The sequence below is a fragment of the Paenibacillus mangrovi genome (assembly GCF_022898935.1).
GTDB classification, from domain to species: Bacteria; Bacillota; Bacilli; order Paenibacillales; family Paenibacillaceae; genus Paenibacillus_AQ; species Paenibacillus_AQ mangrovi.
On record NZ_JALIRP010000003.1, the window covers coordinates 428,574 to 441,455 of the forward strand.

General features: G+C 54.0%; 9 protein-coding genes. 2 read left to right on the forward strand and 7 right to left on the reverse strand.

All coding sequences use genetic code 11. The features are described from left to right. Positions 1-91: 91 nt before the first annotated feature. The 7 genes from MUG84_RS10080 to MUG84_RS10110 form a co-directional block, all read right to left on the reverse strand. A complete protein-coding gene (locus MUG84_RS10080; RefSeq protein WP_244724636.1) occupies positions 92-955 on the reverse strand; it encodes a carbohydrate ABC transporter permease in 864 nt (287 codons plus the stop codon). Positions 956-973: 18 nt separating this feature from the next. Continuing rightward, positions 974-1,897, reverse strand: a complete 924-nt coding sequence (locus tag MUG84_RS10085; RefSeq protein WP_244724962.1) for an ABC transporter permease — start codon at positions 1,895-1,897, stop codon at positions 974-976. A gap of 260 nt (positions 1,898-2,157) precedes the next feature. Beyond that, a complete protein-coding gene (locus tag MUG84_RS10090; protein WP_244724638.1) occupies positions 2,158-4,725 on the reverse strand; it encodes a glycoside hydrolase family 95 protein in 2,568 nt (855 codons plus the stop codon). 52 nt (positions 4,726-4,777) lie between these two features. Next, positions 4,778-6,067, reverse strand: a complete 1,290-nt coding sequence (locus tag MUG84_RS10095) for a Gfo/Idh/MocA family oxidoreductase (protein ID WP_244724640.1) — start codon at positions 6,065-6,067, stop codon at positions 4,778-4,780. 204 nt (positions 6,068-6,271) lie between these two features. Continuing rightward, on the reverse strand, positions 6,272-7,093 hold the full coding sequence (locus MUG84_RS10100) for a carbohydrate ABC transporter permease (RefSeq protein WP_244724643.1): 822 nt from the start codon (positions 7,091-7,093) through the stop codon (positions 6,272-6,274). Next, positions 7,090-8,019, reverse strand: coding sequence for a carbohydrate ABC transporter permease (locus MUG84_RS10105; RefSeq protein ID WP_342346105.1), 930 nt, complete (start codon positions 8,017-8,019; stop codon positions 7,090-7,092). Before MUG84_RS10105 ends, MUG84_RS10100 begins: the two co-directional genes overlap by 4 nt. A 67-nt stretch (positions 8,020-8,086) precedes the next feature. Then, positions 8,087-9,397, reverse strand: coding sequence for an ABC transporter substrate-binding protein (locus tag MUG84_RS10110; RefSeq protein WP_244724648.1), 1,311 nt, complete (start codon positions 9,395-9,397; stop codon positions 8,087-8,089). Positions 9,398-9,593: 196 nt separating this feature from the next. Here MUG84_RS10110 and MUG84_RS10115 point away from each other — a divergent pair, with 196 nt between their 5' ends. Further along, positions 9,594-11,360 (forward strand): cache domain-containing sensor histidine kinase, encoded by a 1,767-nt coding sequence (locus MUG84_RS10115; RefSeq protein ID WP_244724651.1) that lies wholly within the window; start codon positions 9,594-9,596, stop codon positions 11,358-11,360. After that, entirely contained in the window at positions 11,341-12,831 is a 1,491-nt protein-coding gene (locus tag MUG84_RS10120; protein WP_244724655.1) for a response regulator transcription factor, read from the forward strand. The genes MUG84_RS10115 and MUG84_RS10120 overlap by 20 nt, the downstream gene beginning before the upstream one ends. The last annotated feature ends 51 nt before the right edge of the window (positions 12,832-12,882 follow it).

The window sequence follows — 12,882 nt, forward strand, 5'->3', positions numbered from 1 at the left end:
CGCTATTCGATTCGAAACACCTCTATATTAACATATTTCTCCAATGTGAAAACGCATTCAATTGCAAATCCGATGCTACTATGCCGAGCCTCTAGGTTTTGATCGAGCCAACCAGCATCCCTTTGATGAAATATTTCTGCAGGAACGGATAGACAATAATGATCGGCAGAACCGATACGACAATGACTGCCATCTGCACGCCCGCCGGCGACACCTCATTTACGCCCTCCAGCAGGCTCCCGGCTTGGCCGAGGTCATTACTGAGCACGATTTCGCGCAGACGAAGCTGGAGCGGATACAGTGCGCGGTTATTAATGAAGTAGAGGGCCGTGGAGTACGAGTTCCAGTGGGATACGGCGTAAAACAATCCCATCGTCGCCATGACCGGTTTGGACAAGGGCAGGATCACGCTCCACATTGTCCGCAGCTCGCTCGCACCGTCGATTCTGGCACTGTCCACCAGTTCCGCGGGGAGCGCCACGAAAAAGGACCTCATGATAAACAGGTTATACGCGCTGATGGCCGAGGGAATGACGAGCACCCATAAGGTGTTCAGCATATGCAGATTTTTGATGACCAGATAGTTCGGGATGAGCGGCGCCTGGAAAATCATTGTGATGAGGATGAAGATCAGGATCACCTTCCGAATCGAATATTCCGGACGGGACAGCGGGTAGGCCAGGGAGGCCGTCATGATCAGGTTGATGGCCGTACCGCCTACGGTAATGATGACGCTGACCAGGAAAGCCCTCCAGATCGAAGTATCGGCCAGTATCACCTTATAATTGATAAAGGTCCAATCGACGGGAATCAGCTTGACGAGACCGGCATTGATGGCCTTGCTGCTGCTGAACGATTTGGCAAGCACATGGAGCAGCGGAAATACCATAAGGCAGCCGACGATCGTCAGAAAAATCGTGTTGAACCAATCAAACAAACGTCCTTTGATGCTCATTTCGCCTTGCTCCCTTCTCTAGTAAAGTCCTTCTCCGCTTGCCTTCTTGCTCAGGGTGTTGCCGATCATGATCAGCATCAGACCTACGAGGGACTTAAACAATCCGATGGCTGTTGTATAGCTGTATTGCTGATCGATCAGTCCGACCCGATAAATATACGTATCCAGAATATCGCCGTTATGCTCGTTCAGCGAGTTGACGAAGACGAATACCCGTTCAAAACCAAAATCCAGGAAGTTGCCGATGTGCAGCAGGAACATGATCGTAATCGTCGGCAGAATCGCCGGAATGGTAATGGATAACGTCTGTCTCCAGCGGTTGGCGCCATCCATGCGCGCCGCTTCGTACAGCTCGGGATTGACGCTTGCGAGCGCCGCCAGATAGACGATCGTCCCCCAGCCGCTGTCCTTCCAGATCCCTGTACCGACCAGGATGCTGCGGATATATGAATCTTCCCCGAGAAAATAAATGGACTTGATGCCGAACACGTTCAGAACCTGATTGACGATCCCGGTTGTCGGAGACAAGATGCCGATCATGATCCCGCCGATAATGACCCAGGAAAGGAAATGGGGCAGGTACACAACCGTTTGCAAAATGCGTTTGTAGAGCACCTTCCTCATCTCATTGAGCAGAAGCGCCAGAATGATCGGCACCGGAAAGGCAAAGAGAATATCATACAAACCGATCAACACGGTATTCTCCAGAATCCTAAGGAACTCCGTGTAGGTGAACATCCGTTTGAACTGATCCAGTCCCACCCAGGGACTGCCGGTGAAACCCTTGAAAATGTTGTAGTTCTGGAAGGCCATGACCGAACCCATCAGCGGCAGATATTTAAAAATAATAAAATAAAGAATGCCCGGAATAGTAATGAAATAGAGCGCTTTGTATTTGCGGAAATTACTCCGCCGCCTGCCGAGAGGCCTGCTTGTCTTCATGCTTGTCTGGTTTGCCGTTGGCGCCTGTCCTGACATCATCATCGCTCCTTCTGCTTATGAACCGGATGAGCCTGCAGCGCGGTCAAGTTGCCGGTTCAGTTTCTCTTATTCAATAAAAGAAAGCGTTATCTTAAACGCGTATAATTGGCGTGCGTCCTGACTCTCTCGCCTTCGAAACTATCTTAACCCTCCCCGGCAGGGGGCCGGAATGGAGATTTGTCGAGTGACTTGTGTTTTATTATGATTGTCTGAACGAGACGTTACGGGCGGTGCTTTCCTGCGCTGATCGTCATGCTTTTGCCTTCTTGAACCGGAAAACTGTAGCGGAAGCCAGGGTCGACCCCTGGATTCCTTCCGGACGGCGGCGAGATGATTTCATCCGCAACATGCAGCGGCACGGGTGACCATAGCCGGCACATCCCGGTGTGGTGCGGATGGATGATGACTTCGGACGGCATGCCATTCTTCCAGCGCATATCGACCGTATAGCCGCCCCTGGCTCGAAGTCCCTTGACTTCGCCAGCAGGCCACTGTGGCGGAAGCGCGGGCAGCAGCCGCAGCTCGCCAGCATGCGATTGCAGCAGCATCTCGGCCATGCCTGCGGCCCCGCCGAAATTGCCGTCAATCTGAAACGGTGGATGGCAGTCCAGCATATTGGGGTAGGTGGACAGCGTCAGCAGCTTGGACAGATGCCCGTGCGCTTCGCTGCCCATCATCAGCCGGGCGTAAAAGTTGACGATCCAGGCGCGGCTCCAACCCGTATGTCCCCCGCCTGAAGCAAGCCTGCGGGCAAGCGTCACCCTTGCGGCTTCCGCAAACCCGGGCGTATCCAAGGCATCGATGAGCTCGCCCGGGTGCAGAGCGAACAGATGCGAGATGTGCCGGTGCCCAAGGTCCGCTTCCTCATAATCGGCCTGCCATTCCATAATCTGTCCATGGCGGCCGATCTGCGGTTTCGGGATGCGCTGGATGGCCTTCTCCAGTTCGGAGATGAAGTCCGCATCCCCAAGCCCCTGTCCGTCATTTACCGCTATCCCTTTCGCCGACATCGCGGAAATACCAAGGATTCGTGCAGCTTCGAGGCAGGCTTCAAACAGCGTCAGCGCAATCTGAGAATCCATGGAAGGTCCCATGCACAGACTGCCGCTTCCGCCGCCCGGAAGTAGGAATTTGTTCTCCGGCGAGACGGAGGGCCCTGTAACGAGCATCCCGTCCTCGCCTAGGGTCATATAATCCAGCAAGAAAACAGCGGCTTCCTTCATCACCGGATAGGCACGCCGCTTCAGGAACGTCGCATCCAGCCCGTACCGGTAATGCTCCCAGAAGTGGAGACTAAGCCAGGCGGCTCCCATCGGCCAAACGGTACAGGTCATCAGAATGCCTTCCGGACGGGTCTCCGCCCACAGATTCGTGTTGTGGTGAGCCACGAATCCCCTGCACCCGTACATGTCGCGGGCCGTAGCCTGACCGCTGGGCACCATCCGCTCAATCAGGTCAAAGAGCGGCTCATGGCAATCGGCCAGTCCCAGACTTTCCGCAGGCCAATAATTCATCTGCATGTTGATGTTGATCGTGTATTTCGATTCCCACGGCGGCGTGAAGCTGTGGTTCCAGATCCCCTGCAGGTTCGCAGCCAGCGTACCTGGTCGCGAACAGGATAGCAGCAGATAACGGCCGTACTGCGCGTGAAGAGCCATCAGACCGGGGTCCGAAAATTGGCACGCTCCGGCCCCGGCATCATGCGAACCCTCGCCCGCCTCCTTGAGCCTGAGCAGGCGCTGATCGGTCGGCAGCTCCTCGAGCGGATCGCCGCCTGGCGTCAGGTTTAGCTCGAAACGGTCGAATCTCTGCCGATATTCCTTCACGTGGCGCTTGAATAGTTCGTCATAGGTCAAAGCGGTAGCCCGTTCCAACTGAATAAAGCTCGATTCCTCCGGGTTATTCTCCCGGAACGTCGTCTGCGCGGCAAGCAGAAGCGTCACCGCATCGGCCTCCTCCACGGACAGGAAATCACCGATCGTCCGCACGGCGCCTCCTTCATGGACGGCGCGGAAGGCTGCGCTGAAGCGGATTCCGTCCGTGCCGCATTCGCCGCCCATGATCACCGTACCGCCCGGTCCCGGCCGGCATCCGCTGTCCAGGGGACGGCGCATGAGATTGGCCGCGAAAGTTAGCGCGCCGGGACGGTCCGCAGTGAGGCGGACGACCAGGACACCGTCCGGCTCGCTGACGAAATACTGCCTGCGGTAGTTGACTCCCCTTGCATGATAAGTCACGTTCACGACGGCGCGCTCCAGATCAAGCTCGCGCTCATACTCTTCCACCGGGACGTCCGCAAGCGGCTTTATCATCAAATCGCCAAGCGGCTGATAAGGCTGCTCATACTTCGGGGAAGCGGTAAGCGCCATGCGGGCCAGATGCTCCGCTTCCGCCTGCCTGCCATCGCGTAGCAGGGTCCGGATCTCTTCAAGGTAAGGTCCCGCATCCGGATTGGCCGCCCGCGAAGGGCCCCCGTACCAGAGCGAATCCTCGTTCAGACGGATCGTGTCGAGGCCGGTGGACCCGTACACCATCGCTCCGAGGCGCCCGTTGCCGATCGGCAGTGCCTCCTCCCAAGCCGCCGCCGGAGCGGTGTACCAGAGCCTTAAGGGACGGCCGTGCCGGCTGGAACGTTTTGAATAACCGGCACTCTCCAAGTCATCCCCGTCCCGGTCCCGGTTCTGATATTGCTTATCATGCTCCTGATCGTGCTTCGTTTCATATGGCTGCCTATCCTTTGCTGCTTGCTCCGGCATCTGACCGGTTACGCTGTCGCTGCTTCGCTCCATCTCATGGATCTCCCCTTTCCTTCATCTGAACAGCTTCGAATTCTTGCTGGAATCAGCCCTTATCGACCTCGAACACAATCGCTTTAATCGACTCACTGCCGTCATTGACCAAACCATGCTTCCACCAAGGCTTATTCACAATGACATCGCCCGGGCCTACCCGCGTATCCGTACCGTTAATCGTCATGAGACCGGTGCCCTCCAGAATGACGTAGATTTCCTCATCCTCCCGGTGCCCGTGATAACCTATCGAAGTGCCCGGAGGCAGAACGGAATAACACAAAAACTTTAACGGCGTTTCGAAATCCCCCTTGCCGAACAGTCGGATGCTTTCAACCAGCCCCTGGCCTCCATGGCTCGAAGCCGACTTCAGCTCGGCCCGCATGAAATTGCGAATATCTGCTGGTCCATAACCCCAACTAGCGGAGGTATCCACTTGCTGCCCCTGCTTTAGGGACTCGCGCGTATAATAAGCAAGCGCCTGGTTTTTAAGGTATTCCTTCGCATCCGTCTCGCCCCGCCGTTTCTCCTCCAAGGCTTTCATAAATTCCTGAACCGGCGTCCGGACCTCCACGTCGCTGAAATCGCTCCAGCGCTGCACGCCCGCCGGCGTCGTCAGCTCAATCTCCCCGTCCTTGAAGGTCAGGCTGCCCTTCTCCCCCTCAATGCGCCAGTCTCCTGGCCACTGCGTTTCGCGCCCCACGCTGCGCAGCGAGCAGCGGAAGGAAGCCTGAATGCCTGCCTGCAAATCCATCACGATATGGAACACATGACGCTTCACGGCGTACAGTTTGCCGACTTCACGTCCCGACAAATGGCGCAGCAGATCAAAATGGTGAATGATCACTTCTTCGAGTTCATCGTTCGGTTCAAGCGTCACCCGCTGTCGTTTGCGGAAAAATTCGCATTCCAGCGACTGCAGCGCGCCGACCGCGTCTTCTTCGATCAGCTGCTTCAGCTTGCGCAGCGGTGCAAAGGTGCGATAATTTTCCGCGATCATGAACGGAATCCGCTCCTCTTCCGCCCTCTTCACAATCTCTTGAGCCTTCTCGTAATTCTCCGCGATCGGCTTCTCGCACAGCACCGGCAGTTTATAATCAAAAGCCAAGTGATTGATCGCCGTATGCACATGGCGCGGCGTCACATTGATCACGAAATCCGGCCGTTCCCGCTCAATGGCTTCCGTGGTATCCGTATAGAAGGGAATCCCGTCTGCCTGCAGCTGCTCTCCTCTGCTACCATCCGTATCCGAAGCCGCCAGCTCCAAATCTTCGTTCAAACTCCGCAATCTGCGGAGCCAGCCGCTTCCGGCCTCACCCAATCCAACTAAAAGCGCTTTCATCAAAAAAACCTCCTATCCCACACCGTTATTCAAGCTTTCCTTCATACTACTACCGGGTGCGTGCAGTCTACATTGCTTAGATTGCGTACGGCTTGTGTTTTTTTAAGGTATCGAGGATACATGGACGGCAGGAAAACGCAAAAAAAGCCTGGCCCCGCAGGCCAGGCTCCTCGCCATCCAATATTTCGGCTAATTACGCCAGATTCACCCTTTGACCGCGCCGGCGGCGATCCCGTCGACGAAATACTTTTGCAGTAAAATGTATACGAGTATGCTCGGAATGGCAGCCATAAGCGAGCCGGCGGCAATCCAGCCGATCTGCGCGCTGTTTTCCCCGAAGAAGCTGGACAAGGCGACCGTAATTGTACGCGAATCGGCCTTTTGCAGGAAAAAGAGTGAGAACTGGTAGTCATTCCAAATTGAGTTTGCATTCATAATAACGATCGTAGCCGTAACGGGCTTCAGAAGCGGCATTATGATGCGGAAAAACATTCCCGTCTTGGTTGCCCCGTCAATCATCGCCGCCTCATCCAGCTCCCTCGGGATCGTACCGATGAAGCTCGTGTACAGGAAAATGGCCATCGACAGCTGAAAGGTCACATGCAGCAGCACGATCCCGTAATAAGTATTCATGAAGCCGATATCCACGAAAAGCTTATACAAGGGAACCAGAATGGTTAGCGGCGGCACGATCAGCGCACTGACGAAGATGCCATATACCCACTTGTTCAGCTTCGATTGGTACCGTGCCAGTGGAAAGGCTGCCAGAGAGCCGAAGATCAGAATCAGTACCACGGACATAACGGTGATGACCCCTGTGTTCAGGAAGGCTCTGCCCAGATGGGCATTCTGCCAGGCACTCATAAAATTGCCCATAAACCAGTAACCGGGAAATGCCCACTTGGAACTCATATCCCGCATATCCTTGAAGGATACTGTCAGCAGGATGTAAAACGGAATGATATGCACCAAGGCCACGAAAAGGCCGATAACCGTATACATAACCGTGCGTTTTCGCTGCTTCATTGCGACAGCTCCTTTCTGCGCAGAAAGTACAGGGATGTGAGGCTGATGACAGTGATAAGCAGGAACATCAGATTGCCGAGCGAGGCCGCAAGACCTGCATCCTGTCTGGCAAAATACAGCTGGTACATCATCGTTGACAATGACGCCGAGGCGTATCCAGGGCCGCCGTTCGTCAAGGCCGCAATGACGTCGAACAGCTTCAGACCGCCGATCAGGTTCAGAATGATGCTTGTCGTCAGCGCCGGAGCCAGCAGCGGGAAGGTAATGTTGAAAAAGCGGTTCATGGGCGAAGCCCCATCTATCTCGGCCGCTTCATAATAGTCCTTGGAAATACTCTGCAGACCCGAGAGGAATATCATCATCGCGACCCCGAGGAACTGATAGGTGTTGACGACCATAATAATCCAGACGTTTACCTTGGGATCTGCTAGCAGATTGACAGGATGACCCGTAAATGCCGTAATGATGTCATTAATGGCGCCGCCATTATATTGAAGCAGGAAATACCAGATATAGCCCATGATGATCGGGCTGACGATGGCCGGAATGTACACGATAACCCGGACGAATGTTCTGCCCTTTCCGTGTTTGTTCAGCAGCAAGGCGTACAGAAGCCCGATGATATTTTGAAAAAGCGTACTGCCGAGGCCGTAAATGAGCGTATTGATAATGACGGTGTGAACGCGGCTGTCGGACAGCATTCTTTTGTAATTGTCGATGCCGATATAATGAAATATCTGGGAGTAGCCGTCCCAATCCGTAAAGGAGATCAGCAGCCCCCGGAAAAAGGGATAATAGATAAAAACCGCGAATAGCAGCAATGCAGGCAAGTACATCCAGTTCAGCATCACTGGCGATTTGGCAAGGCGCCGCATTTGAGTCGTTCTGCGCTGCCCTGCTTTGGTGACAACAACGTTTGGTTTCATCTCGCCCTCACTCCTCGCACAATGGCAAGGCGCGAGGCATGACCTCATGCCCCGCCACCCCTGAAGTTTATTTTTTGGACAAACGCTCGACTTCCGTCTTCATCGATTCACTGAACTGTTCCGGCGTCATACGACCGGCCAGCAGCTCGGTGCCGTTTTTGCAGAGTACATCCCACATGCCGTTTGGCAGATACACACGGTCAAAGTAAGGGAACACGCGGATTGAGGCATATTTGTCATAATAAGGTGTCAATTCATGATCGGTTTTGATATCCTTCAGTCCCGGAGGGTTCTTGGATACGTTCGAGAGTTTCGCCATATTTTCAGGCTTTGCAAAATATTGGAGCAGCTTCTTGGCTTCATCCAGATGCTTCGAGTCCTTCCATACCGCGAGCGTATTGCGCTCCCCGCCCGCAAAGGTCGGCTCGTCACCCGCTACCATCGCTGGAAGTGGCATAATACCTATTTTCATATTCGGAGCGATTTCATGCACGGAATCCATAAATGCCGGGCCGACCAAAGCAAATGTTACCTTTTCTGCGGCAAAAGCAGCTGGAAGGTCGCTGCGCTTGGCGGTCAGCACGTCTTCATTGATCAGTCCCTTTTCCTTGAGGGTGAGGAGACTTTGAGCTAGCGGCGTGATATGCGACCAATCGAAAGTTCCTTTCAGCAGCGCGTCTGCTTCATTGTTCTTGGCCGTAATCAGAAGAGGATTCGCAAATTGGTCCAGATACTGGCCGATCGTACTGTCATCAATGCCAGACAGGTAGAACGGGATGGTTTTACCTCCGCTTTCCTTCTTGATCTTCTCCCCTGCGGCCACCAGCTCATCAAACGTGCGCGGCACCTCGATGCCGTATTTCTCCAGCATATCCACGTTATACAGCATGCCGTCCTTCGCTTCGGTCAGTACAAGCGCGTAGACCTTGCCGTTTTCGTCAGTTACAACATTGCGGATCGTATCGGTCAGCTGGGAGGCCCAAGGTTCGTCACGCAGATCAGCGAGGTATTCGCCATAGCGGATCTTCGCCCAGCCGTGGGTATCGAAAATATCAGGCAGGTCATTCGCAGCCATTTTAACCTTCATCGTATTCTCATAGCCGTTACTGTCAAACTGCAGGTTGACGCTGATATCGGGATTTTCTTTCGTGAACCCATCCACGATTTCGCGGTAAGCCTTGGTCAGCGATTCATCCGAAATGTTCACCATCATCGACAGCGTTGTTTTGGCCTTCCCTGAGCCAATTTTGCCGGAGCCCGTTTCGGCGTTATCGCCGCCGCTTGCGCTGATGCTTCCGCCATCGGGGCGCGACGAGCAGCCGCTGAATATCACCAGAAGCATGGCCAACGTCATAAACCAAAATGCGCGTTTTTTCATATACCCACCTCTTCGTCTTTTTAATGGATTCGTCGATTTGTTATGTAAATTCAGCTTATCACACGTAAAAACGCTTACATATGACTCATTCCTACGATGTAAGCGCTATTTTCTATCTATTGCCTAAGCCTTATCCTTCAAGTAAAATGAGAAAAATTACCTCTTCTAAGGTCAAGCAAACGGAGGTCGTTCGCGCTTGAAAAACAGAGCCTTGTCCATCCGAGCCAAGCTGATGATACTCTTTTCATTAACGATTCTATTCCCCGTTCTGATTATCGCCTATGTGCTGCCCGCATATTATACGAAGCTGATTACCACAGAGACCGAAAAGCTGACCGAATCCACGCTCGTCGGCTTAACCAGCAATATCCAGTACTATCTGGATGAGCTCGAGCGCGTGACCACGATTCCTTACAATTACAATGAAGTGATGTATGCCCTGAAAATCCGCTCCGCAGGCATTTATAAACAATCCGACAGCTATACCAAGTACAAGGCCGATTATGCGCTCTATAACACGCTGCCGAGTGTGCTCGAAAACATGCACAAAGAAATTTTGGGCACGCTGCTGCTGCCGCTGGATGGCTCGATTTTCTATAAAGATAGCCGTTCTACGTTGTATAAGGCCCGCACCGATTATGCTTACCAAGAACAGGATTGGTACAAGGAGGCGGTCAAGGCCAATGGCAAAGCCACCTTCGTTGGGGTCCATCCTCAGGACTATCTCGATATTGACCCAGTGCAGAGCGTGTTCTCTGTTGCACGCCTCATCCGTGATATGGATTCCCGTAAGCCGATTGCCGTGATCATGTCGGATGCCGACACGGTTGTCATCGACCGGATCGTCCGCCAGCTGATCAGCAATGACTCCGTAGTCGTGATTACGGATACCAACGGGCAGCTTGTCTATGCCAGCAGTGACATTCCCTCCGAAACGCTGAAGGAGCTGTCTGCGTCATCAAGCACTGTAAACTATCGCGGGGAGCCTTATGTTCAGGTATCCAAAACGGTACCTTCCAGCTCATGGAAGGTGACCTCCCTCATCCCGCAGAGCCGCTTTACCGATAAGGTACGGTGGATGCATACGACGGGGCTGATTTTTGCTTCGGGCGGCTTGGTGCTGACCCTGTTCCTGTTCCTGGCGTACTCGCGCAAGCTGCTGACCCCGTTCCGAGAAATGATCCAGGTCATGCGCCATGTACAGCGCGGCGATATGACCAGGCGGGTCGATATCCAGGGTACGGACGAAATTGCCGAGCTGGGAAGCGCGCTGAACCGTATGATCCGACAGCTCGATGACATGGTCATCAGCGAATACCGTGCCAAGCTGAGGCAGCAGGACGCGGAGATGCAAGCGCTCCAGTCGCAGATCAAGCCGCATTTTCTGTACAACACGCTGAATGGCTTCATCGGGCTGAACCGCCGCCGCGAGCATGATACGCTGGATCGGGCCATCCGATCTCTGAGCGGGCTTCTGCGCTATATTTTATCATCGGATACGAACATTACCCTCGCGGAAGAGTTTGAGATTATCCGCAAGTATGCGGATCTGCAGTCCATGCGATTTAGAGATCGGTTGTCGTTCCATTTTGCGCTGGACGAAGCGCTGGAAGGACTAAAGATCCCCAAATTGCTGCTGCAGCCGCTCGTCGAAAACTCGGTTGTCCATGGCTTTGAACCCTGTGAGCATCCCTGCCTGATCGAGGTGAATGCGGCGCTTCAATGGGAAGACGGGCGTTCACTGGCTGTCATCCGGGTAAAAGATAACGGCAACGGCTTTGAACCTGCGGCACTGCCGAGCAAGGATCGCGTGGGCATGCGGAATGTGGAAGAACGTCTTTCTCTTTCATACCCCGGAGTTTCCACCCTGCATGTTCATAGCGCTCCGGATGCAGGGACTCTGATTACGATTACCATTGACCTGCAGGAGGAGGGATATGCCCATGAACATCATTGTAGCTGATGACGAAATGCTGGCAAGAGAAACACTCATCGGTATTCTGGAGGACAACGGGCCGGGTCTTGAGATCCGCGAGGCCGGCAGCGGGCAGGAACTGATAGATCTGGTCCGGCAGTGGAAGCCGGATGTCGCTTTTGTCGATATCCGCATGCCTGGAAAAAGCGGGCTGGAAGCGATCAAGGAAGCCCTGCCCTTTGCACCGTCGACCCAGTGGATTATGCTCACAGGCTACGCGGAGTTTGAATACGCCCGAGAGGCGATTCAGCTCGGTGCCGTCGATTATCTGCTCAAGCCGGTCGACCCGCAGCGGGTGGAAAACATCCTCAAGCAGGCGAAAGCCAAAGCCGGGCAGGAATCCCTATCCTACTGCAGGGATTTCGAAGCGCAGATGGTGTCCGTTTTCCATGATCAGATCCTGCCGGAGCCGTCATCGCCAAGCCCCGCCTCTGCCGGCGAAAGCTGGCTCGCTGTCTTAATCTATGAAGACAAACCGATGCAAACCGAGACTAGCGGCTCTACAGAAACCCTGGTTCCAGTGACCCGGATTCTGCGTGAGACGATTAACGGGTGCTGCTCCAAAGAACTGCTGCTTGCCCTGGTCACACTCAGCAAGGATGAGCATCTCTTGATCGGCAAAGCTTCTACGGAAAAAGATCGGCGTAGTCTCCTCCGCCTCCCAGAGGAGATCACGGAGCATTCGCGGCAGTTGACCACCTTCACCCGTATGCTGACCTCGCTGCAGACGAAGGAGCACACCTCGCTGAGCCCCTTGCGGGATGAAGTCGCCAAGCTGAGAGCCCTCTCCTATCTGCGCAGCGTTACGGAAGTACTCGCCCCCTTGGGTCTGTCCGAAATGGAATCGCTTGGGGCCAATCCGGTTTACGCCAAGACTGGAAGAATCGCCGCCGATCTGGCCAAAGCCTATCAACGCGGTGATTATGTCGCATTTATAAGCAGCTGTGAGAAACTTCAGACTCATTGGATGAGCCAGCCGGTCATGCTCACAATGCTGAAGGAGCGGCTTGTTTCTTACTTCCGCTGCGTCATAGGCCCTCACTTGACATATGACGTACAGCTGGATACGGACTGGCTAGGACAACTGCCTGAAGCCGCAGGCGCCTCGATGTTAAAGAAGAAATCGGTTGAAGAAAAGCAGGACTGGCTGGATGCCGTCATCCGCTACCTGGAGGCGAACTTCTGCGGTGACATTACCGTTGCCGGAGTGGCCGAACGGTTTCAGGTATCCCCCAACCATTTAAGTACCCTTTTCCATAAGAAAATGGGCGTCACCTTTATTCAATATATGACCCGCCTGCGGATGCTGAAGGCACAGGAACTGCTATCCATTCCCGGCATGAAGGTGGTCGAAGCTGCGGAACAGGTTGGATATTACAGCACGCGCCATTTCACCAATCTGTTCAAGGAAAATGTCGGCTGCTACCCTTCCGAATTCAGCAAAAAGCATCAGCGATAGATCGCGGCGGGATGGCAGCGTGAAAAGCCCCCGCCTTCTTCAGAATGCGAA